The sequence below is a fragment of the Dyella sp. GSA-30 genome (assembly GCF_027924605.1).
GTDB lineage: Bacteria > Pseudomonadota > Gammaproteobacteria > Xanthomonadales > Rhodanobacteraceae > GSA-30.
Genome location: NZ_AP027042.1, coordinates 5,089,858 through 5,116,355, shown reverse-complemented (window position 1 = coordinate 5,116,355; position 26,498 = coordinate 5,089,858). Strand labels below are relative to the sequence as shown.

Here is a 26,498-nt window from a genome sequence, read left to right as displayed (position 1 = left end):
GCGACAGGCCGTGACGTATCCGTGGGTCGCGACTGAAGTCGCTCCTACAAGATGGGAAGGGCTGGTGGAGTTTTGGAGGGATTCAAGCTAATGGGCGATTTTTTTGAATCGTGCTTCGGAAGATTATTTTGTGCCGAATCCCACTATCCAATGTCACAATAAAATTTATATAGTAATAAAAGCACATAGTTAATCGCCTAAAGGCGAGATGTGACAGCCGGCATTTCCAGATGCCGGTTTTTTATGCCGGCTATTTCACTCATTGGATTTTTCATCGCAGTCCCCTCAACGGAGAGACGCATGACCACGCCATCCTTAAGTGCATCCGTAGTCGCTACGCCGCCATTGACGATCGATCAGCTCTACAAGCCAGCCTCCACGCCTGGCAATGTCGGGCTGTGTCTGTCCGGTGGTGGAACACGTGCCTGCAATGCCGGCATGGGGCAGTTGCGTGCGTTGGCGGCGATCCAGGCCAACGGCACCAGCCTGCTCGCGCAGATCAAGGCGATGTCGACCGTATCCGGCGGCTCGTGGCTGGGCGTGCCGTATCAATACATGCCTGCATCGGGTCCAACGGATGCTGCGTATCTGGGTACCTACGACGCCAATCAAGCTTCCTTGACGGTGGCGGATCTGGCCAGCCTGCCTGTCGGCAACGCCGGCAATCCGATGACGTCCTTCGTGTTCTCGCTGGAGGGCATCGCGGGAACCGCAGTGTTGCTTTACGAGCTATTTCTAGAGACGAGTCCGAGCAATCCGTTGCCGGAAAGCATGCTGTGGCAGATGGTGATGAGTCTAAACATTCTCGACTCCTACCATCTGCTCGACTGGAATATCGATGGTGGCCAGCCCAAGGACATGTTCTCCGCCACCAAGGCTTCACTGCAGGCCATCACGAGCGCAAACAGCAGCCTGGCATTGGAGACGGCATATCTGTTTGCCGATCAGGTCGATGCCTCGCGCACGCAGCGACCGCTGCATATCTGCAACATGAGCATGTTCGTCGACGTCCCGGGCATTTCATTTGGAATGCTGGCTCCTGTGCAGTCCAATGGACTGATGACGGGCGTGGTTGGAGCGCCGGCCAAGGCCACTGATGCCAATGGACTGGCGGTGGGCGGCGGGGGCGTCGAATCGTTCGCGTTCAACTCTTCGTTTACCTCTCAATCCGCCGAGATCGCAACGGTGACGCAGACCCGCCAGTGGTCGCTGACCGACATCATGGGCACCAGCAGTGTGGCGTTCGCAGAAACCGTCAGGAATCAGATCAAGCAGTGGGAAGCCGACCCGTGGTTGTTCTTCAAGTGGATGTGGGAAGAAGGGGAGGCGATCTGGGACTGGATCAAAAGCCATCTGCCACTCGAACTGCACGCAACGGCAAGCGCCCTCGTCGCGCGTGGCTCGGTTGCGGCACAGGGGCGCGCCGATATCTCCCTTCCCGATATCAGCTTCCCCGATGTCGACAAGCTGGTGCCGGCCTACCCCTCGTGGCCTGCGGGGGACGGCGCTACCAACAAGAGCCCGAATACTTTCGCCGACGGTGGCAGCCTCGAGAACAATGGCCTGGCCAGCATGCTTGCTTTCAGCGACATCGACAGCGTGATCGTCTGCGTGAACACGGAGATCCCGATGGCGGCCAGGAGCGTCGGTATCCCGGACGGCAAAGGCGGCTGGATCGCAGGAACCCTGATCGAGGTCGATAGCTCGTTGCCACCCCTGTTCGGTTATCAACCCTTCGACGACAAGAAAGGTTACGTTCTGTACTCGGCCGGGCATGCGAGCCCGGAGCATCAGATATTTAGCAACAACCAGGTTTTCGACAGCAGCGAATTCGCCGGATTCCTGTCCGGACTGTCGGCAGCGGCGGGCGGTGCCGTAAATCCGGATCAGCCAGCGATCCTGTCGCAGAGCCTTACCGTGCAAGCCAATACGTGGTTCGGCGTTGCTGCCCGCAGCAAGCCGGTCACGATCGTCTGGGTGTACCTCAACTATGCGAGCAACTGGGCCACGCAGTTCGCAAACAATCCCTCGGTGCAACAACTTGTGGCGACAGAGGTGAACGCCAACGGGTTTCCGCACTACAGCACGTTTTCGACCCAGCTATCGGCGACCCAGATCAATCTGCTGGCGCACTTTACGTCGTGGTCGCTGGTGACCACCGATCAGAGCAGCGGAGTGTTTTCGAGCTTGTTTGCGGGGTGATCGGCAGGCGTCTTCTATCGTCTCGGCATCGCGGGCGTGACCTGCGATGCCGACGGATAATCGGCGTTGCCGGCGGAGGCGTGAATTGAAATGGATAACTGGATCATCATGCTTCCATGAAACAGATTATGCGATATGCCTTGGTACGGACGTGTCATCCGCTTGCGGCACTGATCGCCTTTTTGTTGCTACTGCCCATGACGCTCCATGCGAGCCCATTCGATTTGTCTTGCATGTATATCGGCCATCCGCCCTCGCTGGAACTGCTGGGGCCGCGCAAGGCGTGCGCACGTTTGGTCGATGGTCGGCTGGATGTCGCCCCGGCGATGCGCAAACGTCTGACGTACGGCAAATACGGCCTTGGCCAGATGATGGTGCTGGGCGATGGCGGCGGCTGGCACTACGTGAAGCGGAACGGCGAGACGCTTCCTGTCGTTACCTTTGACAACGGTGCGGACTATTTCGCCGAAGGTCTTACGCGCGGCATCGTCAAAAGCGGCATCGCTTATTTCGATCCCGATTTCCACCAGGTGGCCGGCCCTTATGCCGATGGCTCGCCTTTCAGGAATGGGCGGGCTGCGGTTTGTCAGGGCTGCAGCAAGTCCGGTGATACATCCCGGGACGGGCGTTGGGGCTTTATCGATCGCACGGGCAAGGTGGTGCTCCCTATCGCGATGACGCGGCCACAGGCATCGGAAAAGCCCTGGCCGGATGAAACGCCACAGTGCGGCGATTTCCTCGGGCGCTACGGCATGAAACCGGAGCATCTGGAGTTCGTCGAATGCCACGAAGGGAAGGATGCCCAACTCCGCGCTCTGGTTGCCCGTTATCGAACACGGGGCCTTTATGCCGCCGGTGTCGAATCGCAATTGATGCGCGACACCGGCATGGAGGCACAACGCTATCTATGTTGCGGGTGGCAGGTGGTTCCGGCCAAGGGTGAGGCCATTGGCGATGGCCGCCTGCCGATCGAGGTCGATTCAGCGGTCACGATGACCTCGGGTGAGACCGTGGTTCATTCACGTAACGCGTGGACCGAGATTCCCTGGTTCTACGTCGACGTTACAGTCGATCTGGAAAGTCCTTAGGGCGCAGCTCGCGATGGCGGCCCAGGTCACTCCGCTCCTCAAGGATGACGCATGGCCCCCACGATGACGCCGTTGGAGTCGAGCACAAAGGCGACATCTTCCGTGCCTTGCTGATGTCGCACCAGGTATTTGTCCCAGCCTTGGCTGTTCACGCCGGCAAAATGGTAGTTGACCACGGGGCCAAGCTGCGCCAGGTATTGCTCGCGTTGCGATTTCTGACGTGCCCTGGCTTGAGCAAGTTCAGGCGACATGCCTTGCCCGCTATCGTCATCGGCCAGGATCAGCTCCAACGCTTTCTTGCTGCTGAGAAAAGGCTGCTGATTGCGAACACGATCGGAAAGCGCCTGTGCGATCTGGCTCGCAGCAGCGCTGCTGATGCGCGGCGCATGCAACTCCCGACCATTCTGCAGCAGAACCAGTTCGCTTATCTGACCGTGGTCGTCGCGTTCAAAGCCGATCCGGACATTGATGGTCTTCGCCGCGAAATAGCCGGAGTCGGCCGGGAAAACATCCAGCGGGTGCTGGCCTGTCAGTTGTATCGAAAGCTGCGTGCCAGTGAGCGCGACCGTGATGATGCTATAGGGAGCGAGTTGATAGTCGCCCACAGCTTCGCCGGCATTTTTAAGGTCCGGGACGATGACCGGTGCGGGTGCCGAACCGTCGCTGGCATTTTTATGGTCAGGCACTATGACCGGCGCAGTCGCGGAAACGTTCGGCGGGCTGACCTGCGCGGCGAAAGTCACCATGCCCGCCGACAGGCAGATCAGGGCCAGGGCGGATACGCCGGCCCATTTCTTGGGTTTCACAAGCATGATCTTGATCCTTTGTTCGAGAAACGATCGGGATTCGGACATGGCGGCGACAGCGCCGATATGAGTGGATTGGCTCTGGCCCACTTCAATCAGCGTTTCACAATAAGCGTTGATATCGCGCCCGGCGCGTAACACGCGCGCATCGCAATCTACTTCCATCGCGCGACGCAGACGATGAAGTTGCCACCAGAGCGGCAGATTCCACGGCATGATCAAAAGAAGGCCCAGTGCGATGGCTAGCATCTGCGGATCACGTGCCTGGATGTGCGACTGCTCGTGTGCCATCGCCATCTGCTGATGCGCGCTGCTGCCTTCCACCAGCCATGCGGGAACGACAATGCGTGGCCGAAAGAGCCCGACGACGGCGGGGCCCGCATCGGGTGCGATCCAGACCGGAGCGCCAAGAAGATGACTTTGCTGCCACTGGCGTTTGCGACGATGCAGCAGGCCCGTGTTGATCGCCAGCGCCATGGCAATGGCAAGAGACAGGCCGATCCATACGAGAGGAAGGATATCGACACGTGTCGATGTATCGCTTGCGGCTACCGCCGTGCCAAGTTCGGCGATCATGGCGGGCAGAGGCAATGACGTCTCGTCACGCAATGCCAGTGGCGCTGACAACGCTGCGGGCTTGAACAGATTGGGGACCTGGATGGATACCGACGCAATCATGCCCGGCAACAGCAAGGACGCCACGATGGCGCTTGTCCAGATCCAGCGACTGGCAGCGCGGCGTCGACGCGAGGCTTGCTCGGCCAGCCATGCGGCTACGCTCAGCATTACGGTGACGACGGCAACGTAGATCATCCAGGCGAGCATCAGCTTTTGTCCTCGTCGGATTTCTCGGCGAGCATCTGGCGCATGCGCTTGAGCTGCGCTGGCGTGAGCTTCTGGTCCGATACGAGGTGCGAGAACAGCAGTTCCGTCGAGCCCTTGAACAGCTTGTTGGTGAGGTGGAGCAGGGCGCTCTTGCGCGCCACCTGTTGCTTTACTGTCGTGAAGTAACGATGTCCGCGGCCTTCCTCGTCGTGCGCGACGTAGCCTTTGGTTTCGAGCGTGCGCAACACGGTGAGCACCGTGGTGTAGGCCAGCTTGTCGCTGAGCCGCTCACGAACTTCGGCCACCACGGACGGACCGTGCTCCCACAACACTTGCATGACGTCCGCTTCGCGGTCGGTCAGGGATATCTTCATGGCGTTCACCTACTAAAGCTTTAGTAGATGATACGCCGGGCCATGACGTTGTCAACTATAGGTTTAGTAGATGGCGCGATCGAGGCGAAGTTTCATGTCGTAAACGATGCTATCAACGTCGCTTTTGACCGTTTGTGCAGGGCTCCGTGGTGTCTAGACTTTCATCAGGACTACGCGCGGTTGCGCGACTGAAGTATCACATTTCGTTGGAGGATCATCATGGCGTTCACTCCGGAACTTCGGCTCCTGGCGCTCGTTTCGTGTGCAACGGCGTTGATGTGGATTCCCTACTTGACCGCAAGAATATTTTCACAAGGCATGTGGCCTGCGCTGGACAATCCAAAGACGGGTCACCTGTCGGGTCCCGCGTGGGCGCAGCGCGCCAAGCTCGCTCATGCCAATGCGGTCGAGAACCTGGTCGTGTTTGCGCCATTGGTTGTTGTTGCAACGCTTGCTGGTATCCAGACGCCAGGGACCGTCTTGGCAGCCAAGGTGTATCTCGTAGCTCGTCTCGTTCATTACGTCGTGTTTACCGCTGGCATCCCTGTTCTGCGAACACTTGCGTTTCTTGCAGGTTTCGCGGCGACGATGACTTTTGCCGTGGCGATCATTTCTCGCTTTGCGTAGCGAGGCGCGACAAACAACGATTGATTTTTCTTGATAACCCAGTCTGGTCCGCGCTTGCTTCGAAGAGGGCTTTGCCTGCTTGCGGCAGCATTCGGCGATACGTGCATTTTCGAGAGCGCGCGCGATTCAGCTATCTCGGTTCCTGACCACAGCATGTCTCCAAATGCCGTGGTCAGGAATGGCCAGCACAAGCTTGTGATCGTTAAACCGCTAGCGCATGAGTCTGGACGACCTCGAGGTGCGGTGCGAGAAAGGCATTGCGATCCTGGCCATGGTTCAGTGCCATCGTGCCGCCGGCCGTGAGGAAGGTTGCATCGGTCACGCCAAGGAAGCCGAACAGTGAGCGCAAATAGGGCTCGACAAAATTGAACGACGCCATCTGCGTCTGGGCGTCGTAGACACCGCCGGTTGCGATGATGAAGGTCGCTTTCTTGCCGACGAGCAGGCCTTTCGGTGTGCCGTCCGCATAAGAGAAGGTTTTGCCGACCCGGGTGATCTGGTCGATCCAGAGCTTCAGCACCGAGGGTGCGCCGAAGTTGTGCATGGGCACGCCGACGACGTATTCGTCGGCATTCTCGAGTTCCGCAATCAGTGAATCGGAGAGAGAAAGCAGCTCGTTCTGTTGCGGGGAGCGAGCGTCTTCCGGCGTAAACACGGCTGCCACCCATTCGGCGCTGAGAGGCGCAATGGCCGTCGCGCTGAGGTCGCGCTCGACAACGGTTCCGCCCGGATGGGAGGACTTCCAATGGGTGACGAAGGTGGCGGTGAGCTGGCGCGAGACGGATTGCTCGTACAGCGGGCTGGAGTCGATGTGCAGAAGCGTAGTCATGGCGGATGAACCTTATGCGACAAGTGTCGTTTAAGCATCACATGGCTAAAAAAGAAAATCAACAAATGTCGTTTAAGCGTGGACTGCCGAGAAAGGCGATAAACTGAGCTGGCATGGCCAAGACGATCTCATCCGGAACTGCGACAGAAACCACCGACCCCCGCGTCCTGCGCAGTCGCCGGATGCTGATGGATGCATTGGGTAGGCTGTTGATTCAAAAGCAGTTTGAGGACATCTCCATCCAGGAGATCGCGGATGAGGCCACGTTGAACCGGGCCACCTTCTATCTGCACTACCCCGACAAGAACAGCCTCCTGCAGGCCATGGCAGCAGTGCGCTTTCGCAATCTTGTCGAGCGCCGTGGCCTGTCCTTCACGGACTGCGACGGTGGGCTGCGGGCCATCGTTCTAGGTGTCTGCGACTATCTTTCCGAGACCTCGGGCTGCCCTGGTCAGCTGGCGAAGATGCCCATCGAGGGCTCCATCATCCCGGTCGTGGAAGGCATATTCCGCGAAGGCTCTCCTGACCACCCCTTGGCGCCCGGCGTTGATCCGGGGTTGCTGGCAACCACCGTCGCCTGGGCCATTTTCGGGGCTGCGCGTCTGTGGTTTGAGACACCCGATCGCGTGCCGGCAGAAGAGATGGCCGAAAAGATTGAGGTGATGGTGAAGCCGATACTTCTTAGTGCTTCGCAATAGGCAAAGTCTGGTGAGTTATCGGCAGTTCTCTTATGGCCGCTGATTTAACTACTTCCGCCCCTTCGAGGCGCGATACGTTCGTACGCCCCTTTGTTGCGAGTGACAGCCCCGCGTTGCGTGAGCTGTTCATTCGTTCGCGTACAAGTGCATTCCCATGGCGGCCGACAGATGCGTTTCGGCTTGGGGATTTCGATGAGCAGACAAAGGACGAATATATCCTTGTCGCGGAACGTGACAGCATCGCGGTAGGTTTCCTGTCACTGTGGCAGCCCGACGCATTCATCCATCATTTGTTCGTCGATCCGGCATGGATGCGTCGCGGTGTCGGTAGCGTATTGCTACACGCCTTGCCTGGCTGGTCGACGACGCGTTACCGGCTCAAATGCCTCAGCCGCAACGTGTCCGCGCTGGCGTTCTATTCCCATCACGGTTTCATTGAGATCGGATCCGGTGTCGGCGAAGACGGGGATTACCGCTTGATGGAATTTGATCCGCAACGCCATGCCGCGTGATTCCAGGATTAGGTGCGCAGGTCGCGCATGAGCAGGACCGCAGTCTATTGCGTCGAAAGTTTTAGCGATCGCCACGACATCGAAACACGGTCGCGCCCAGTACATTTCCCCACAAAAAAAACGGTAATCTTATTCTGCGCATTGCCACGGACAGGGTGTGGCAACAGAAAACAGGGGGAAGGGGATGTTGCGTTTTTGCTGCTTTTGCATAGGCATCTTGCTTGCTGGCCAAGCCTGGGCTGATGGTTGTCAGCTGAAGGAGTACGGCACGTTACCTGTGGAAATGATCGGCAATCGCGCCATAACCACGGTAAAGATCAATGGCGCCGACACGCACTTCATCCTCGATACCGGCGCTTTCTTCAACACCATGTCGAATGCGAATGCGTTGTCGCTTGGGCTGAAGCTGGAATTGGCGCCGTTTGGCTTTCGCGTTAATGGTGTCGGCGGTAGTGCGAGTGTCCAGCAAGCCCACGTCAAGCAATTCGGCATTCTTGGCACCACGCTCGAAAATATTGATTTCATCGTTGGTGGTTCCGATGCCGGACATGGGTTGCTCGGCGCGAACCTGCTCGATGTGGCCGACCTGGAAATCGATCTGGCGCACGGCAAGATGACGCTGTTTAAGGCGGACCACTGTGACAAGGCATCACTTGCCTATTGGGTGAAGGACGGCCAATACAACGTCGCCGATATCGAATCGTCCGATCACAAGGGCGATCGGCGCACGTTCTTCGACGTGACGATCAATGGCAAAAAAGTGCGCGCGCTGCTCGATTCAGGAGCGGTCGCCACGGTGCTCGGTCGCGACGCCGCCGAGAGGGTTGGCATCGACCTCAATGCGCCAGATGTCAGGGCCGGAGGCAAGAGCTCCGGCATCGGTGCGAAGGTGATGAAGAGCTGGATCGTGAACATCGATACATTCTCGGTGGGCACGGAAACCATCCAGCATAGCCAGATGCAGGTTATCGACGGAAAAATTGGCAATAACACCGACATGTTGCTCGGCGTGGATTTTCTGCTCGCCCATCATATGTTCATCGGCAACGGCAAAAAGAAAGCTTATTTCACCTACAACGGCGGACGCGTATTTACCTTCGCTTCCGCGTCGAGCGATAGCGATAAACCCGATGCCGGCGCTGGCGTGGACGAAAGCGGAGACAAGCCCAAGACAGCGGAAGACTATTTCCTGTTGGGTCAGGCGCATCTGTCGCGTGGCGAAACCAACGCTGCGCAGGCCGATCTGGACGAAGCGATCCGTCTGACGCCCGATAACTCGGCTTACTATGTCGCCCGTGCCAAGGCCCATGAGGCCGGCAAGCAGTTCGATGCCGAGCTCGCCGATCTGGACAAGGCGTTAAGCCTGGACCCGAAGAACACCGATGCATTGATGATGCGGGCCGGCCTTCGCTTCGCCCGCAAGGATCGTGCCGGGGCCGCATCGGACGTAACGGCAGCTGCCGACCTGGCACCTCCGGGATCGCCGCTGGAACGCGCGGTTGCCAGCTTTTACATCCGGCTCGATCAGCCCTTCACGGCATTGCCGTTGCTCGGCAACTGGATACGCCGGCACGATGATGACGCCAAGCTTGGCGATGCACTTGCCGAACGTTGCTGGGCGCGTGGCTTGAGCAATCAGGTGCTCGATGAGGCCCTGCAGGACTGCAAGAAAGCCATCAGGCGCGATGGCGAGAACCCGTTCTATCTCGACGCTCTCGCCTTGGTCGAATTGCGACTAGGACAGTATTCCGAATCGATCAAGACTTACCAGAAAGTCGTCGCGCAAAAGCCGATGTCGGCATGGGCTCGCTACGGCCTCGGTCTGGCCAAGATCCATAGCGGCGACAAGGACGCGGGCCATGCCGACCTGGCTGCCGCACGTACTCTGGACCAGCACATCGACACGCGCATCGCGAAATGGGGTCTGCTTTCGGCGGAGTAATGGCGAGGGGTTTATCTATCCATAGATGGCGTTGTGGCACTAGCCATCCCGCTCAAAACCCCCGTCCCATTGGCGTGCTTCTTACTTGTCCCGGGGAGCCACATATTTTACGTGCTGGATGTTAATGACGTATGGCGTCAACGGGCTATCGTTTGATTGAAATAGTCCCGTGATGGTCGAAACATCTTTGCAGCCTTGACGATTCATCTGCACGTAGAAGTGATGCACATCCTTCTGCTTGACAGAAATCGAAAAGCGATTAGGCGTTCGGAAGAGTTCGAAGCCCAAAAAAAAGCCACCTCGAAGGGTGGCCGATAAATGTCGCAAAAGTTGGATGGCGGCTATGAGTCGCCGTCCAATGGCTGTCATCAGATCGGACACTGATTGAGGGACAGCAGGTTGTCGTTCCAGTCTCCGTCTGCATAGGTCCGCAGGAAGGCGGGGCGACCCGCAGGACGTACAACTCCTACGTCGGCCCGCTTGCCGGTGTACGGATCAAGGACATAAAACGTGTCCGTTTTTTCATCGATGCAGGCGATCACCTGTTCGCGCGTCAACTTCCATGTGGGTGGGTTTCCAAGGTGCGTGATGTGTTCGTGGGAGCTGTTCGGGTGGAGTTTGGTAATACAAGTTACTTGGCAATCAGCCATGGCAAATATCCTCTGCAAAACGGAATACATGCACGTTGTGCCAAACGTCACTTACTGGGTGACGGCGCGGTGTCTCAGATTTCTAGGGTTGGCTATAACGTGCGCATGATTAGAAGGAACAAGTCACGACCGAGGGAGTGATCTGTCCTTCAATCTCTGCATCTAAGCTGCCGCTGCCTGGTCGCCGCCGGCGAGCAGTGCTGTGGCGGTAATACGGGTAAAGTCACTGTCGAAATGGGCAAGCATCATTTCGCTAAAACGGCCGTGATAAACGGCATAAATTTCGCGATCTGCTGTTCTGCCTCGCGGATAAATGATATTGAATTTCAGTGCCTCGCCATTCACGACTTGAGGTCGCATCCATGCTTTACCCGCCCATTGAGCTGGCACATGAGTGAAATCTCCATCGTTGTCATATCGCCATGTCGTAATATGACCGTTATCGATTTTCGCCTTAATAGCTGCGAGTAATGCGTTGGGTTTGGCTGTGCTGAAGCTGAGCATAAAAAAGGCTCCAAATACATGAATCGGAGGTCCTTGCTGCTCACCCAGTTACCGGCCGTTCCTTGATCACCACGGCGTTCCCGCGATAATCTGATACAAGCATGGGTCCCTAGACTGCGTGCGCAGTGCGTCCCTCCGGGAAACGCACCGAAAGGCCGAGTTACAGCTCGGCCTTTCATTTTTTCAACCACAACATCTTGTGGTTGAACTCCTAGCACTCCCCATCAGAGAGTGCTAACGCCGGAAGTTACCCCTCTACTTGTGCGAAGTAAAGTGTTAACCGGGTCTAGTTTTTGAATCGTGATAAGTTTATAAATCAATTACTTAAGTTTTTGCGTCTCACTGGTCGATATGGTGCTGTGAAGTCAGTGTTTATTTTCTGCTCAGGTTGGGCTAGCTGCCTGCGGTGAAGACGTGCAAAGGGGGCGGAGGTGTTAATCGAGCATGCTGCGGAGGCGCGTAAACTTTCCGGAGCCTGTGCGTGATCTAGCTGCCTCCGGCTCCTAGGCCTACTTGAGTATGCGTCGCAAGCGAGGGACTTCATGTGCGCAGTTCAAGGATGTCCTTCCCTGGCACATATGGGGCTAATGAGATTCCGCTGTTCCAGAGCTTAAGTGCGCCGGGTAGCACGGCGCGACTACCGAACCTGCCAACGCCATTTTTCCTGATCTGTCGATTGAGGCGTGACGAGTACGAACTGATGCGTTGGAAATCCCATGCATCTGGACCGTACTCAATTCCACAGATGGGTGCCCATGCCTGTGCTCGCTTCGCGGAGTTGTGATTCGTATGTGAGTTTTCTAGGCGATTGGCACGAAACACAGAGAGATAGAGTTGCACCAGACCCCAACCCTCTGCCGCGTATCTAAATGTCGCGCCGTTGCACGCGCGTGGATCTAACTGGATACGGCGAGCACTGAACGGAGGGCCGGCACCCAGGACATAAAGCTGCAGATAAACGCTATGCCACAGCTCTCCTCCTGGATAACGGCGCTCGAATTGGCGCAAGACATCGTCAGTCGAATGAAACTGCTTAAGCGGTTGTTCGAAGTCTGACGAGAGCTCGTAGACATGGCAGGCCCCATCTGCAAATAGCCAGTCCAGGAGAAGGCCATGATCCTCAGACGTTGCGTAGAAATCACAGTTTGGCATTCGAATCGCCCATGGAACTAGCTGGCCTAGATTTCGTACCGATAGACGATTTCACATTCCACGGTATTCATTACATCCTTCCTTGAATCATGGAATCGTTTTTCAGGCTCTCTTTTTTGGAGCTGTCAGTTTTGTTTTCTTACCCGGGCCCTTGGCAGAGGGGCGTAAGCCCCTGGATATATCTGCTTTCTTCTTGGCTGCAGTTGTCATGCCCGGCTTATTTGTAGTCATAGCCATGATCGCGGCATGCGCCAAGAAACTGGAGCGTTGCCCGTCTCCGGCATAAGCATCGATGCGTCGCAGGACCCGCTTCGGAAGCGTGATATTTACTCTTTCCTTTCGAGTGTCCAGGGTTTCCGCTGGTACGTCGACAAATGCCCACATCCATCCTTTGTACTGATCAAGATAGTCGTCGATCGATCCAGGCATCGGAATGGGACTGCCTTCATCGATCACGTCTTCCAGGAACATGGCGATCGCCTCTGCGGCGTTGTCCATGGCCTCGTCAAAGGTGTCGCCAGCCGAGAAGCATCCCGGCAGATCGGGCACAACAACGCCCCATGCCGTGTCGTTAGCGCCCCGTTCGATTGCGATGGGATAACGCATGATGTTCTCCAATGCATGCAGGCTCATTTGAGGCCCGCCTGTTTCAATTCAATAATTTGATCGGGCGTCGCTATCCAATAGCGTGTGTATTGTACACACGACGAATCAATGCGCTTGTGTAAGCAGCCAGGGAAGACGCCAAAACGAAAAAGGCTCCGCATCGCTGCGAAGCCTTGAATTCAATGGTGGCCGGGGACGGAATCGAACCGCCGACACGGGGATTTTCAATATCTGGTTTGACGAACTTCCTCCGGATGAGCCACGAAAATATGCCGTTTCCTGGCCATTCGGCGTTGGCTGAAGCCCCCTGAACACCAGTGAATACCAGAGAAGTGGGGCCCACAGGGGGCCCACAATTCCGGTAGTATCGACCCGGGCGCAACAGGCGCCGTCGGGGCAACACATGGCAGCGAAAGTCCATCTCACCCAGCGCCTTTGCGATGAACTGACCTTCGATCGGACGGTGGTTTCTGTTTCCTCCACGGGTCGCCCCAAATTTCAGCAAACCGCGTCCGATGTCCATGACTGGGTGCTGCTCGATGCCGGGATGCCGGGGCTGTTCCTGCGGTTCACCCGAGGCACGACCACATGGTATGTGCAGAAGAAGATGGGCGGTCGGCGGACCAAGCGCGCGATGGGTCATCTGCATGCGGAAGGGAGCCAGGGCACCCTGACGTTGGCGCAAGCCCGAAACATCGCCCGCATCTGGCTCAGCGACATGACCCAGGGGATCGACCCCCTCGCCATGAAGAAAGAGCGAACCGCCGCCAACCAAATCGCCCGGGAGCGGGAGCGCTTGACGATGCGAGTGGCTTACGACGATTACGTTTCGGCGGCGACGGCCAAATCCAAGGGCACCACGACGACCGATCGCGGCAAGGTGGCCAAGTGGATGGCCCGTTCGCCCCTTTGGAGTGTCCCGGTCGTCGACCTTGCCCCGGCCCATGTTGCCGGCAGCCTCGGGCCACTGCTCGCGTTGGTCAAGGACCCGCGCAGCCCCAAGCCGGGTTGGGGACCGAAATCGATATCGCCGGGAACACTGCACAAGATCTATGCCTACAGCGCCGCTGCGTGGACCAGCGCAGCGCGCCATCTGAAAATGGGCGGCACGGGACGGGGCGAAAGTCCCTTTGCGATGTGGAAGGACTCACAGGATTGGCCTGCCGCGGTCGAGCGGGACACCTTCCTGGATACCGACACGGACACCGGTAAGGCGTGGATCAAAGGTTTGGTCGCCCTGCATGAGAAGTCCCACGATCCCGCCTTGTTCGCCGTGCGCCCCGATCCCCGAAGCCAGGGCATGAAACCGCATACCAGCGTGTTGGTGGACATGGTGCTGCTGGTCCTGCTCTGGGGCACGCGAAAAACGGAGACGGCAGTTCTTCAATGGTCGGATGTGGACTTCAAGCGGGGCCTGGTCTGGCTTCGCCCGGATACCACGAAAAGCGGAACGTTGGACACGGTGCCGTTGACGGAGTGGGCCGCGCAAATCCTTCGCGAACGGCAGGCACTCAATGCGCTTTGGCGCCCTGATGATGCGTCCCCGTATGTCTTTCCTTCGCGCAAGCGCGGTCAACCGTTGGGCACTGCGCGTGGCATTTTGGTCGCGCTCGAAGAAGAGACGGGGCTCACCATTCGCTCTCACGATCTGCGTCGCACCATGGCGACCGAACTGGATACCAAGGACAGCATCGAAAAAGCCGCAAAACTGGTGCTGGCGGGTGCGGCCCTCCACCACACTCCGGGGCGTGGGGGCATCAGCAGCGCCACCCAGCGCTACCTCGTCAAGAAGGTCGAAGTGCTGCGGCCGCTCTTCCAAGAGCGGGAAGACCGCTTGCGTGCGTTGGCCGGTCTACCCGTTCGGTCGGGCGCAGCCCCGCTCGACGGCCTGAAGACGGAAGATCTCTTCGAGCAAGCGACGAAAGACCCGGACTTCAAGCGGAAATATCTGGAGTGGATCGCCACCGCGTAGCGGGATCGTGAGCGCTGCGGGCTCCCAAAACGACATTTTGGGGTGCTCGGATGTAACGGCCTCGCCCCCTCATGCAAAGTGAAAAGTCACAGATTTAAGGGCTTTCGGGTTGCCGTTTGCCCAACCCCCTCTCCTTCCGAATGTTCTCCAACTTGAACGAGGAGGAAGCGGCGGCCGTGGTCGGCCGTCTTCCGCTTGCGTCGAAGCCTTGACAGCTTCCAATAACGTCCTAGGTTGCCTTATTTGGAGACCGAGATGGAGCGCACTGTTGAGGACATTGAGATTCTCGTCTGGTTCGAGGCATTCGACGCCGCGATGCTGGCTTATGGTGATCGCGCGCATGCCCAAGAGATAGGCAGACGTGAGGCCGCGGCGTTCAAAGCCTGGGCCGACCGTGGGCTAATAGGGTCGCGCGGCCTGACGTCGGCCAACTCCGGCGTGGACTGGAGGCGCGTGACCATGCACGCGTTATCGTCAATCATCGTAACGCCACCGGTTAGCTGAAGTCGATTTTCTGATCGCGTGTGGGCCGATCACGTTTGGGCGTGAGGCCTTCACTTGGTGCCGGCGGCCGAGGGGCTGGCACCTGTAGGTCGAAACGATGGGTGAGAACCCGCGCAAGATCGCCAGTCGTCCCCACCCAATGAAAGAAAGTGCCCTCGGTGGATAGCACAATCGCGTTGATAGGTTCATCCGTTTGCTCGCCATCGGATGCTTGCTCTACGAGCCATTGGACATAGGCCTTGAACTCGTCTGGTGTGAGCCCGAGGGACCCGAGCTCTTCAATGCTTTTTACGTCCTCTGACTTTTGGAACATCATATTCACAGTCGCGGAAGCCTCCCACAGCGCAGGAAGAGGGACGGTGCCCATCCCACCTTCCAAGGATGTGTGGATCCCAATCCGGAACTTAAGTCTCCGAATCAGGCGCTCGCTATCGTGGACCAAACTAACGCTGGTATTCATGCCTGTGATGTAAGGCCAGACGGAAATGTAGTCGCTGCCTCGATCAGCAGCTTGGTCCCCGCCGTCCGCTGTCTGCTCGGACCAGAATGCAAGAAAGTGCCCGCGCAGGCTCAACGGCAGGTAACGCCGAACGGCTTCGTTCGAGTGGGCATCTTGGCCCGTTCTATTTGGGACGATGCCCGAGGGACCTTCTGATCCCCAGGCATTCAACTTCGCTGTCAACTTCGCAAGCGATGAGTAGAGCGGCTTTGGGTTGATTTCCCCATCGCGCCACCACTCGTCCTGAAACTGTTTTGGTGTCGGCTTCACCTCTATCAAATAGAGGCGTTCTCCAGCAGCGAACCCCAAATCTCCGAGCGCGCTTTCGGCGCGCCCATCCAGTTTGATCATTCCATCGGGGGTCCGTGTGATGCGAAGGCCTTTGTGCTCACCAAAGTTCTTTGGTTCGCCCTCGACTTTGGCCGCCGGATTCCTGCGCATCACTTCCAACCACTGGAGATCCCGAATCGCCATTACGATGGAATCTTCCCAGAGTCGCGCACGCCGGCGAGCTGCCTTCTTATTCGATTTTACCGATGAACTCATGGAAGCAATCCTTAGCCTGGCGGGTGAGAACCGAAGGTTCATGTCGCCCAGAGCATGAGCGACAGCGGTCGATGTTTCAATCCATCAGAACAGCCGACCGATGGCCCGCGAGAAGATATCTGCTGCCGCTCCGTAGCCCGCGCCCGGGTGTCCGTTCTGTAGGCCTAGCGCCTGTTACTCGTCGGCAGCCTGGGTGACCCGTTGCGATCCCAGCGCGAATGCAAGATCGTTGATGCGGACGGAGCGGAAGCGTTCTTCGTCCCAATGGGCTTGTACTTCGGAAGCGGAGAGCCCCAGAACTATTGCGCAAGCCAAAGCGGGGGCGGAAGCGCTCTGCTGGCAGAGGACATTCGATGGCCGAGATCACGTGGAATCCAAACGGGAACGCTCAGGGCGGAGCACCTTCTCCAGTCGTTTGGGGATGTCAGGTTTTCATGAGGGAAGACGGCACCCTGGAGACCTATTTCGAGGGGCAGACCGGTCTTCAGATGATGGGGGCCGCCATCAACGAGTTGCACGCGATTGAGCGGTTGAGGCGTGAGCCTGCCTACGACTTCGGTGCAGGACGGCAGTCGAACAATCGGCCAGATGCTTGGTCATGAGCACCGAATCGTCGTGCCCCGGAGTCTGAGGTGCGCGATCAGATCGCATGAGGACGTGGCCAGGGGCTCTGGCGCGGTGCAAAGGCCGAGTAGCACCCTGGAGCGAGAGTCGGTATCACTCGCAAAGGGCTCGCCTTAGCAATCTCAAGGACGCGACGAGACTCCGGGCGATACGGCGACAATGAGAGCCACACCCTAGGCACCTCATCGGCTCTCGACATTCACTTCTGAGCCACAGATTCCTCGGCGGCAACTTTCTGCCCGATTGTGTGACGTTCATTGCACCTCCACGCAGAGCGCATGGGATGGACGGCCAAACACGCGTTGACATCCATGGCCCTTTTGTTTCGATCAGGGGAGTCGATCGTGCTCCGCGCTGTTCGCGCTGCCGTAGGCCGCTGTCACGGTCATCGCGTCGGCAGTGTTGGACGTCCGCGATTCCCCGCCCCAGGAAACTCATGCCCATCCATCCTCGTCCTCACCTCACGACCCACAATCGAGCCGATGGCCATTCCGCCGTTGGCGCCGCAGCCTATCGACTCGGGCTTCGATTGTTTGATCGCCGGACCCGCTCCTGGCACGACTACACCAAGCGGCAGGACGGCGATGAGATCGTGGCTGCCTTTAACGTGGTGCCTCTGGGCGCGCCCGATTGGGCGAACAACCCAGAAGAGCTGTGGAATCGCGTTGAAGCATGCGAGCTGCGGCGGAATTCCCAAATTGCTCGGGATTACGTCGTGCAGATCCCACTCGGTCTTGATGACCGAGGCGCCGAGGAGATGGCGCGAGGGCTAGCACGCTTCATTTGCAGCATCCTGCAAACACCGGTCTCGGTCGGAATGCATCGGGATGCGGACACCGACTTGCGGGGTCGCCCCAAGCCGGAAGGAAAACAGGGCTTGCATGCACACCTGTTGTTCCCGACCCGGAAAATTCTGCTTCAAGGGCAGGAGGGCGCCGATCACAGCCGCCTCGCTGCGAAGCATGGCTTTGGCAAAAAGCACAGTATGCTCTCGAATCGAAACGCGTCCTCTGCCATCGTCGAGCGGATGAATGAGCAGTGGGCGGCGCTGGCAAACAAGGCGGCTGCCGAAACGCCGGGCCTTGTCCCTGATTTCGACCATCGCAGCTACGCCCGTCTGGGCATCGATCGCATTCCTCAGCCAAGCCTCTCTCGTGCAACCATCGCGCTGGAAAAGAAGGGATTCTTCACTCGGCCGGGCGATCGGTGGCGAGAAATCGTCCTGGCGTCGGACGCCGATCCGCCCATGGATGCGAACGCCTTGGCCGTGCAGCACGCCCAGGCTGTTTTGGATCGGTCCCGGGAGTCTGCACAGGAGGTCACGCCGCCGCGTCCCCGATCTGTTGCGATCGATCCTGCGAAGGTTTGGGGAGTCGGTAGCAGTCCGGACGCGTCTGGACGTTCCGATGAACTGGCCGATGCCCGAGCGCGCGGCCAGGTGCCGGGGGCGGCTATGGTTGATCGATTTATTGCGCTGTCACCCGCGCCCAAGGATGAGGCTGGGCGGCGATTGTTGATCGTGTTGGCCGACTTGGTGCAAGCAATTCAACGCGCCTTGCGTAACGCTTTGGCCGTGGCGGCGAAGCTAGGTGCGCACCAAGACCAACTCATGCGATGGAAGTCGGCACGGCTCGATCGGCTTTTCGAACTCGATGAGGCGCGCCGACAACGCGCGGCTGCAACGGAGGAGGCCCATACGTGGACGAAGGCGCACGGTTGGCGCGTGATGGCATCGAAGGTCCTGGGGCCAAACCACGATGGTTTACGAGCGCTGCGTGCGATGCAGGAGGCGGCCGCGCTCCAAGACCGGATGGTCCAGGACCTGAAGTCCGCCCAGAAGATCACGGGTGACGAAGTCGATCTGCTGACGCAGGAGGAGAGTCACCTTCGGGTGCGGCACGACCGTGCGCAAGCCCGCCTGCAGGTGGCCGTCGAACGGTTTGTGGCTCTGGATCATCAGGCCGTGCCCACCCTGCTGGCCGTGCTCACGACGCGAGGCCGGACGATGGTGGAAAAACTCGTGCCGCTATCGCTAGTGCCTGGGGTCGGTGCATCAGCCGTCGAGAAGGGAACGGAGTTGGCCCAAAAGCCGGAGTCACCGAGCGCTCCGTCGCAACGGCGATCACGACGGCACCGATCTCCGGGTTCGCAGATGTGACTTTCGCGCTCCGTGGGTCGCCGAGGGGTAAATCGTGGGCATGTATGTCTGGAATGTTTCATTCCCCAGATTTGCAACGAAAAATCCAAAGGCCATTAACGGCGTGACCCACCCCACATAATGCCGGGCGCCTTGCCTTGAAAATCGAGTAAGCTGAGCGGATTGCCTTAATGGCTTTGGAATTCCTGGCCCGTAAGTTCATTCGACGGGCAGCTCGCGTCAAGGCTTTGGACGTAAGGGGTGGGGGATGGCAGGAGCAACACGGGAAGCTTGGTTGAGGCAAGGACTGGCCGTTGCAGGTTATGCATTGGCTTATGAACTGCTGCACCAAGTGACCTTCACGTATTGGGTGTTGGTGGCCGGCTTTCGCCTGGCTGCCCTGATGTTCGTGCCGCGTCGGTATTGGGCTGCGCTTGCCGTCGGCGAACTGATCCCGCTGACCTATCTGGTCGCCACGTGCGAAGCCCAATACGGTTGGATCTGGGCGATCGTTACCTTGGCGTTTATCCCTATCGTCGTCGCCATGCCGGTGGTCCACTGGTGCCTTCAGGTGTGGCGCATGGTTCCGGCGCGCGGTGGCGTGCGCATGGGCGTGCTGCTGTTATGCATCTTGCTCACGACCTTCGTATGGACCGCCGATAACGCGCTGGGCATGGCGGTCACCCGCATGCCGGTGGGTTACACCTTCAGTTTCCCCACCCTGATCGGCAAGTGGATCATCGGCAACTTCCTCGGCATGCTTACACTCGTGCCACTGGTGGTGGCGGTCCGCGAAGCCTGGCGCTCCACGCCGCCGGCGCAGCGGTGGTCGCGACTGTTGGACAGCCGACTGGCCATCGAAAGCGTGTTCCTGCTCGGCCCTACCCTGGGCATGCTGCTCTGGTTGGCCGGTCACGCTGACGGCGAGAGCACGCGCGAGGCAGCGCGGATGGGGATGTTCCTGCCTGTGATTTTCCTGGCGCTGCGGCACGGCTGGCAGGGCGCGGCCATCGGCGGCACCATGGCGAGCATCGCCGAAGTGCTGAGCATGAATGGCCCCAAGGACGTAGGTGCACTTCAAGCCGAAGTGTTCATCGCCTTCGCCATCACGACGATGCTGTTGATGGGCTCGCGCATCACCGTGCTCAACCAGCGCGACGCGTCCGAACGCATCCAGGTTCAAGAGGCCTTGGTCATTGCCCGGCGCAACATCACCATCGGTGAAGCCCGGTTGCGCGTGGCCGCCGAATTCCTGGAGCATGTCCGCGAAATCATCCACGTTGGGTATGACCGCATGCTCGCCCAGCTTCGGCACCTGCCCGCGGCCGACAGTCGTCAGTTGCAGCGGCAAGCGTCCCTCGCCCAAGACAAACTTTTCCAGTTGTCGGATGGGCTCTACCCGACCGGCTGGCGTGACAAGGATTTGATCGTGGCATTGCGCCAAGGTCCCTTGGCCCGTGCGCTCGACGAAGCCGGCATCAGTTACTGGTGCCAAGCCCAGGGCAACTTTGCTCCGGTGTCCTCGGATCTCCATCTGGCCGTGTATCGACTCGTGGGCGAGTGCCTTACGCTCGCGTGCGAAGACCTTCCGCCGACCCACATCCAGGTGCGGTTGCGGGCCGGTCAGCGGCGTGGGCAAGCCTGGGTGGGGATGCGGCTGAAGGCCTGGACCGAGCCGGGCCGATTGGCGGCTGTGCGTCTCGACGATGTTCGGATTCGCCTCGGCAGTGCGGGCCTGAGTTGGACGGCGGCGGCCGATCGTGCGAAGTCCTACCAAGGGCGGGTGCGCCAGGGGCGGATCGAAGGCGGTCGGTGTATCACCGCCGTGCTGTTGGACCCGGCTGAGCAAGCCAACCAGGACACGATGCCCTGGCTGGCGTCGGATCGTTCACTCAGTTCGGGGCAGCGGTGACCTTTGTGTTGCATTCGGCCGGGTCTTTGCAATCGCTCATGGCCCGGAGCAGCAGGGTTCCGTTCGATTGCGGCTGGGCCGTGATCGTCACCTGACCATCCTGATAGACCGGCTCGGTGCTGGCGGCTGGCGTGGCGGCGGGTGTGTTCGCGGCCGGCGGGGGCGGGGTTAGGACCTGGGCCCCGGTGCCGATCGGCAAGACGAGGATCTGACCGCCAGCGGTGGCCACCGCGCCACGGACTTGGCCGACCGCATCGTTGATTTGAACAAAGCGAACCCCGTCTTTGACGAAAACAAAGACGTGGTAGCGGGGGCTCAAACTATGGTCGGTGGCATTGGGCCAGGCCTGGCCCAGGCCGGACGTCGGCGAGTCCGCCAAGGCGGCCCCGGATAGTAGAACGCTCGCGATGGCGAGAATCTGAAGCAACTTGCTCATAATGCCCCTCAAATTAGGTCGTTACAGGCGTGTAACGCGCCTCAATCTAGCACCCAATCTATGCCGAAGAATGGCTTCAAACCGGGGCCTGTCCCGCATTTTCCATTTCAGTGCCCCAGTGATTTAAAGTAGGTGGGCCAGGTATGACGGCAATACCGCAGAAAGGATATCCGCATGGGTTATAAAGTTTCTCCCAGCCTTGCCGGTCCACTGGCCGACAAAGAGCCATGGCCGTTGAAGTTTTATCGCCACGCCTTCAGTGCGGCGCACTTCAACACGCAGCGTTGCCGCATCGTCTACAACGATTATCTCTTCACGCGTCTGACGGGCGATGCGCCTGCAGGGGCCATGCCGGCGCATTTTTTGGCTGAGTGGTCCGCCTCTCACAATGTCACGCCGGAAAACATCGGCGGCAAAACGTTCCCCGGCCCGGTGCTCGTCCAATGGACCGCGCTCGATGGCAGCCCGCACACGGCGTCAGTGGACCTCGATGCCATCTTCAAAGACCGATTGTTGCTTCACAAGGTGGCTCGTGACGAGGTGCGCGAGGTGTGGCTCGACAGTTACCGCCTCGAACCGGACATCCCAGACATCTTGCTCGCAGTCGACGACCGCACGATTTCTGTTTACATGCGTGCCGTCGTCATCACCGAGCGCGAACAAATTCCTGGCAACCCCCACAGTTGCTTGCGGGATGACTTGATGTTGGCCTGGACCCAAACCTACTAAGCACGGCAAGGAGCTGATGCATGACCCCTAGGGATGAGGTCGCCATCGATGGTGTTCGCAGTGATGGGGTGGGGCACACGGCGGCCACCCCCGCGCAACTGGCGGACTATGAGCGCGCGGCAGAACAACTCGCGCAGTTACGCACGCCGGTGTTGTTGGACACGACCAACCCACATCAACGACTTTACGTTCAAGCGTTCGATGGCACGGGCAACAACAAGATCAAAGACCCGCTGCACGCTACCAATGTCGCCAAGATCAGCGACCAGCTGGAGACCCTGAAAGCGCAGGGCGGTGGCCGCCAAATCCACGTGGAATACCAGGTGGGGCCGGGCACACAGAACTCGGCGCTCGAACGCAACGTCGACTTGATCCGTGGGCACACGTTTGAGCCCAACATCGAGGAAACGTATGCGCGCCTGGTTCGACAAATCAACCGAGACATCCGGACCGATCCGGCGTTGGAACCTCGCTTTGCCTCGATGGGGTTCAGTCGCGGGGCGAGCCAGACGGCCGGCTTTGCGCGGTTGCTCGACGAACGCGGCGTCCCGGATTTGCGAAGCCGCTACGTCGATGCGGCCGGCGAAACTCGGTTTTCAAACTACATCGTCAAACCGGGTGAAACGATCCAAGCGGTAGGACTCTTCGATCCGGTGGCTACCGGTGTGCCGATGAACTTCGATCGACGCCTGCCGTCGTCGGTGGTGAGCGCATTCCAAGTCACGGCCCAGAACGAAATGCGTGTGGTGTTTCCGTCCGACCAGATTGTGCCGCCCGGCCTGTCGGCCAACGGTCGCTATTTGAACGTCATGGTGCCGGGCGCGCATTCGGACGTCGGGGGCAGTTACCACCGCGATGGGTTGTCCGTGCGCAGCGGCAACCTCATGGTGGACTACCTCAACGGGCTCTCCAATCAGCCGTATCTCCAGAAAAGTTTTGAGCCCCAAGACGTGCGCTTCAACGTGGTCCACAAATCCACGGAAGGCATGCTCATGTATCGGCTCGACCCGCGTGAGGGTATTCGCGGCGCGCCCAGTGGCACCAACACGGTGCTCGCCCCCCAACATGTGACCGACGCGGGCGCACTGCCGCATCAACCGCAGCCGATCAATGAATCGCTGACGCTGAAACTCACCTATCGACAGACCCCGCAGGGGTTGGTGCCGAGTGAGCCGGCGGTCTTGGTGCCGCCTCCGGCCAGTGCGGAAGCGATCGCCGCCGCCGGACGGAGCGTGCCATTGGCACCAAAGTTGGTCCAAGGCGTTACCGGTCTCGCGGTGGCCTACGACGGGGTGACGTCCGCCTGGAACGCCAAGGATTTGCTCGCGCACGACAACACGATCGGTGCGCAATCGGCGTTGATTCATTTCGGCTCGCGCAACCTCGGCATGGTCGCGGGTGCGGAAATTGGAACGGCCATCGGTGTGCTCGGCGGCAGTGAGTCAGGACCCGGAGCATTCTTCACCGGTCTGATCGGCGGCGCGGTCGGCATGTATGCCGGCAATAAGATCGCCGACCAGGTGGACACCTACATCATGACGCACCAGGCGGACCCGCAAGGGAACACCTGGACGATGCGCAACGATGGCGCGTGGGTGCGCGAGGCGCAAACCATCGACTGGAATGCGACCGCTTACAACGAAGGCGTGCCCGTTGTTCAGAACTCGCAACTGTTGGTGGCGGACAAAGCGCTCAGTGATCGGTTGAACTATGAAGGGACGACCGCGCGCACCAACTTGAACCTGTCGCACCCAAACACCGCGCGCGATCCGTTCGAACAACCGTCATCCGCGGGTGATCGTCCCAGCGTCGAGCCTGCATCGTGGACGCGCGATCCGACTACGCATGCATGGTCACGCCAAGCCGTGGTCCAGGAGTTGGAGCACGGACTAAAAAATACAGTGACGGATACGGCGAGTCCCGAGCGTGCCGCGCAGTTGGATCACGCCGCCGCGAAGACGATGGCAGAAAACGCGTATACGTCGCCGAAGGGCTTGGCGCAGCAATACGAAACGCGGTTTCACTCGCAGGGATGGGACCGTTTTGGCGGCTTGCCGCAACCGGTGAGCGACGCGCTCAAAACGCCGAGCGATCAGATTGCGGCTTCCGATGGGCATACCTACACGCGCGACGCTGCAGGCGAATGGCATCGCCCCGGTCACTTCGGCAGCACGGTCACCGCCAGCGGCAACTTGCGCGACGAACTGGCCACGACGCATGCGTTTGCACAACAGATCGACGCGGCGCACCTTGCAGACTTGGGAAAGGCGGGCGCCACCCCGAATGCGGTGTTGTCGCGGGACCATCCAACCCAGGCTGCCGAGCATCGCGACGCAGCGGAGGCCAAGGCCGCCATGCATGGCGGGGATGCCGCGGCACGCGGCCAGGCTGCGAAAATTGTGGCCGACGAGCAGAAGGTGGCGCGCCCCGGTGAGCAGCAGCCCGACCACGAAGCCGCAGCACAGGCCGATGCGCGCCAGGATGCGCTGCGCGCCCATTCGACGTTAACGCAGGCGAGCGTGCGTGAGCATCAGGTCGACAAAGCCGCGCATGCCGAGGCGGCCGCGCATCACGTGGCGCAAGCGCAGCAGGCCACGCACGCCCAGGCCAACGATCAGGTGCAAGCGGCGGCCGAGTCCGCACGGGAAGTCGTCCAGCAACAGCAGGCCCAGGTCCAACAAGAGCGGGAGGCCTCCGCGCGTCAGGAGGCTCAAACTCGCGAGTCCGAGCGCCAGCGCGACCAAGCCCATGAAGAGGCGCGGGACCGGCACGACGAACAGAACCGCCAGCAGCAAGAGCGCCAGGAAGCCACGGCCAAAGCCGCCGAGGCGACCCACCATACTGAGCCGTCGAGCGATCCTGCTCACGCCCAAGCGCATGCGCCTGGGCCGGGCCATGCCGAGGCCCCGAATGGTTCTTCGACGGCCGAGGCGGGTCACCCACCCGGTCATGCTCCCGGCACGCCCGAGCCATCGCCCGCGGGGACTCCGGCGACCGAGCACGCCGGTCACGCGTCTCGCGAATCTCAGGAGGCGGCAGATTCCGCCACCCATGGCACGCCGGCCACCGCCGATGCGCACCAAGCCGAGCCGGGCGCCCACGCGGCGACGCAGGCCAACGCCGAGCGTGACGTCGCGGCGCACCCTGACCGAGATGCCCAGGAGCACGCGGTCCAATCGGAGGCGCAGCGACCCTCTTCGCCCACCGACCAGGAAGGGCCGCACACCCAGGCCGAAGCAACGGTTGAAGGCCGGCTGACGCAAGAGCGCGGCTCCCACGAGGTTAGCCAGAGCCAGGCGGCGCTTCATCAGCCCGAGCCCGGTGCCGCCCACGCCGCGGCGCCGATTGCCATCGGGGCTTTGAAGCGGGAGGCCCTGGAACCCCCGGCGGAGCCGGAGGCTACAAAGCATGGGTTGCCCACCCTGGAGCGGGAGGGCGCTTCCGCCGTGCTGGCGAAGGAGGCGGCCCATGCTCAGCCGGTCCCCGGGCGGGAGCCACCGAAGGATCCCCGCGCATCGGCGGCGCAGGACCACTCGGCGGCACCCGCGATCGAGCACCCGGGAACGTCCGAGCGCGACCCCGAAGACCGATCCGCGTCCGCGGTTCGACCCGAGGCGCCCGCGGCCGCGGGTGATCCCCGGGTCACCTCCGGGGACGAACCCCACCTTGCGCCTCAGCCTGGAGCCAACCTGGCCCAGGCCACAGAGGTCGCCACCCTGGCAGTGCCCGCCGGCAACGTAGGCGGACCGCCAGAGGTTGACGCGGCTGAGGGCCAGGTCGCCATGCCATCAACGGAGCCGGGCAAGCCCGGTTTGGAAGTCGGCGCGGCCAATCAGCTGGCCAGCGATGCTGTCGGCCAAGAGCCGAACCAGACCGACCTAGGCGGCGCGCAGCGCAACCCCTTCGGCCCGGGCGAGGCCATGGAAGACAAAGAAATCGCGGACCTCTGGCTGGCGCTCCAGTCCAAAGACGGCCGTGCCATCGATCAGGCATGCGATCGGCTCGCGCAGCGCCCAGAAGCCCAAGCGCTGCTGAAAGAGGCCGACAACTTTTTGGTCGCGCAACAGACGCAGCAGGCCAAGGATGCGATGGCCTGGGGTGGTGCCGAAGCGGCCCAAGCCGTCGTCGCCCAAATGCCAGAGCGCATGCAACAGGAAGGACCCGTTCGAATGATGACTCTGATGCAGATGGAACCCCCCGGAGGCCGAGGCGCGCCGTCGGGAGCCGGTCCTGGCGGAGGCGCAGGAGCTAGCGGAGGCGCCGGCGGTGGTGGGGGAGGCGGTGGAGGTGGGGGTGGCGGCGGTGGTGGAGGCGGAGGTTAAGC

General features: G+C 60.1%; 21 protein-coding genes. 13 read left to right on the top strand and 8 right to left on the bottom strand.

Features of this window, described 5'->3' with window-relative positions; genetic code table 11:
* Positions 1–300: 300 nt before the first annotated feature.
* Together QMG46_RS22110 and QMG46_RS22105 are read left to right on the top strand one after the other, a co-directional pair.
* A complete protein-coding gene (locus QMG46_RS22110) occupies positions 301–2,202 on the top strand; it encodes a hypothetical protein (RefSeq protein WP_281850058.1) in 1,902 nt (633 codons plus the stop codon).
* Positions 2,203–2,435: 233 nt separating this feature from the next.
* On the top strand, positions 2,436–3,290 hold the full coding sequence (locus QMG46_RS22105) for a DUF4952 domain-containing protein (RefSeq protein WP_281850057.1): 855 nt from the start codon (positions 2,436–2,438) through the stop codon (positions 3,288–3,290).
* A gap of 38 nt (positions 3,291–3,328) precedes the next feature.
* Here the strand turns inward: QMG46_RS22105 and QMG46_RS22100 are convergent, their stop codons facing one another.
* Entirely contained in the window at positions 3,329–4,921 is a 1,593-nt protein-coding gene (locus QMG46_RS22100; protein ID WP_281850056.1) for a M56 family metallopeptidase, read from the bottom strand.
* Complete coding sequence (locus QMG46_RS22095) at positions 4,921–5,295, bottom strand: BlaI/MecI/CopY family transcriptional regulator (protein ID WP_281850055.1); 375 nt, start codon at positions 5,293–5,295, stop codon at positions 4,921–4,923. Before QMG46_RS22095 ends, QMG46_RS22100 begins: the two co-directional genes overlap by 1 nt.
* A gap of 219 nt (positions 5,296–5,514) precedes the next feature.
* On the opposite strand from QMG46_RS22095, the gene QMG46_RS22090 reads away from it, so the two are divergent.
* On the top strand, positions 5,515–5,922 hold the full coding sequence (locus QMG46_RS22090) for an MAPEG family protein (protein ID WP_281850053.1): 408 nt from the start codon (positions 5,515–5,517) through the stop codon (positions 5,920–5,922).
* Between the two features lie 202 nt (positions 5,923–6,124).
* Here the strand turns inward: QMG46_RS22090 and QMG46_RS22085 are convergent, their stop codons facing one another.
* Positions 6,125–6,751: an FMN-dependent NADH-azoreductase gene (locus QMG46_RS22085; protein ID WP_281850052.1), complete on the bottom strand. Its 627-nt coding sequence runs from the start codon at positions 6,749–6,751 to the stop codon at positions 6,125–6,127.
* Positions 6,752–6,864: 113 nt separating this feature from the next.
* Here QMG46_RS22085 and QMG46_RS22080 point away from each other — a divergent pair, with 113 nt between their 5' ends.
* The 3 genes from QMG46_RS22080 (at position 6,865) to QMG46_RS22070 (ending at position 9,903) form a co-directional block, all read left to right on the top strand.
* Positions 6,865–7,449, top strand: a complete 585-nt coding sequence (locus tag QMG46_RS22080; protein ID WP_281850051.1) for a TetR/AcrR family transcriptional regulator — start codon at positions 6,865–6,867, stop codon at positions 7,447–7,449.
* Between the two features lie 113 nt (positions 7,450–7,562).
* The gene (locus tag QMG46_RS22075; RefSeq protein ID WP_281850050.1) at positions 7,563–7,961 is read left to right on the top strand and encodes a GNAT family N-acetyltransferase; all 399 of its coding nucleotides are present in this window, start codon (positions 7,563–7,565) and stop codon (positions 7,959–7,961) included.
* 217 nt (positions 7,962–8,178) lie between these two features.
* Positions 8,179–9,903: an aspartyl protease family protein gene (locus tag QMG46_RS22070; protein ID WP_281850049.1), complete on the top strand. Its 1,725-nt coding sequence runs from the start codon at positions 8,179–8,181 to the stop codon at positions 9,901–9,903.
* Positions 9,904–10,271: 368 nt separating this feature from the next.
* Here QMG46_RS22070 and QMG46_RS22065 read toward each other — a convergent pair whose 3' ends face one another.
* From QMG46_RS22065 to QMG46_RS22055, 3 genes are all read right to left on the bottom strand, one after another.
* On the bottom strand, positions 10,272–10,553 hold the full coding sequence (locus tag QMG46_RS22065) for a DUF3892 domain-containing protein (RefSeq protein WP_281850048.1): 282 nt from the start codon (positions 10,551–10,553) through the stop codon (positions 10,272–10,274).
* A 162-nt stretch (positions 10,554–10,715) separates the two neighbouring features.
* Positions 10,716–11,057 (bottom strand): hypothetical protein, encoded by a 342-nt coding sequence (locus QMG46_RS22060; RefSeq protein WP_281850047.1) that lies wholly within the window; start codon positions 11,055–11,057, stop codon positions 10,716–10,718.
* A 1,254-nt stretch (positions 11,058–12,311) separates the two neighbouring features.
* Positions 12,312–12,842 (bottom strand): type II toxin-antitoxin system HicB family antitoxin, encoded by a 531-nt coding sequence (locus tag QMG46_RS22055; RefSeq protein ID WP_281850046.1) that lies wholly within the window; start codon positions 12,840–12,842, stop codon positions 12,312–12,314.
* Between the two features lie 376 nt (positions 12,843–13,218).
* Between QMG46_RS22055 and QMG46_RS22050 the strand changes: the two genes are divergently transcribed.
* Together QMG46_RS22050 and QMG46_RS22045 are read left to right on the top strand one after the other, a co-directional pair.
* Positions 13,219–14,787 carry an integrase family protein gene (locus tag QMG46_RS22050; protein WP_281850045.1) on the top strand — a complete coding sequence of 523 codons (1,569 nt, stop codon included), beginning with the start codon at positions 13,219–13,221 and terminating at the stop codon, positions 14,785–14,787.
* Positions 14,788–15,042: 255 nt separating this feature from the next.
* A complete protein-coding gene (locus QMG46_RS22045) occupies positions 15,043–15,291 on the top strand; it encodes a hypothetical protein (protein ID WP_281850044.1) in 249 nt (82 codons plus the stop codon).
* Here the strand turns inward: QMG46_RS22045 and QMG46_RS22040 are convergent.
* Entirely contained in the window at positions 15,284–16,336 is a 1,053-nt protein-coding gene (locus tag QMG46_RS22040; RefSeq protein ID WP_281850043.1) for a hypothetical protein, read from the bottom strand. The two genes, QMG46_RS22045 and QMG46_RS22040, sit on opposite strands and share 8 nt — an antisense overlap.
* Before the next feature lie 353 nt (positions 16,337–16,689).
* Here QMG46_RS22040 and QMG46_RS22035 point away from each other — a divergent pair, with 353 nt between their 5' ends.
* The 3 genes from QMG46_RS22035 to QMG46_RS22025 all read left to right on the top strand — a co-directional run bounded on the left by QMG46_RS22035 (position 16,690) and on the right by QMG46_RS22025 (position 21,009).
* Positions 16,690–16,938, top strand: a complete 249-nt coding sequence (locus QMG46_RS22035; protein WP_281850042.1) for a hypothetical protein — start codon at positions 16,690–16,692, stop codon at positions 16,936–16,938.
* Between the two features lie 458 nt (positions 16,939–17,396).
* Complete coding sequence (locus tag QMG46_RS22030; RefSeq protein WP_281850041.1) at positions 17,397–19,118, top strand: MobA/MobL family protein; 1,722 nt, start codon at positions 17,397–17,399, stop codon at positions 19,116–19,118.
* A gap of 274 nt (positions 19,119–19,392) precedes the next feature.
* The gene (locus QMG46_RS22025) at positions 19,393–21,009 is read left to right on the top strand and encodes an MASE1 domain-containing protein (protein ID WP_281850040.1); all 1,617 of its coding nucleotides are present in this window, start codon (positions 19,393–19,395) and stop codon (positions 21,007–21,009) included.
* Here the strand turns inward: QMG46_RS22025 and QMG46_RS22020 are convergent.
* Positions 20,990–21,445: a hypothetical protein gene (locus QMG46_RS22020; RefSeq protein WP_281850039.1), complete on the bottom strand. Its 456-nt coding sequence runs from the start codon at positions 21,443–21,445 to the stop codon at positions 20,990–20,992. The two genes, QMG46_RS22025 and QMG46_RS22020, sit on opposite strands and share 20 nt — an antisense overlap.
* Before the next feature lie 174 nt (positions 21,446–21,619).
* Here QMG46_RS22020 and QMG46_RS22015 point away from each other — a divergent pair, with 174 nt between their 5' ends.
* Together QMG46_RS22015 and QMG46_RS22010 are read left to right on the top strand one after the other, a co-directional pair.
* Entirely contained in the window at positions 21,620–22,174 is a 555-nt protein-coding gene (locus QMG46_RS22015; protein WP_281850038.1) for a hypothetical protein, read from the top strand.
* Between the two features lie 20 nt (positions 22,175–22,194).
* On the top strand, positions 22,195–26,496 hold the full coding sequence (locus QMG46_RS22010; RefSeq protein ID WP_281850037.1) for a phospholipase effector Tle1 domain-containing protein: 4,302 nt from the start codon (positions 22,195–22,197) through the stop codon (positions 26,494–26,496).
* The last annotated feature ends 2 nt before the right edge of the window (positions 26,497–26,498 follow it).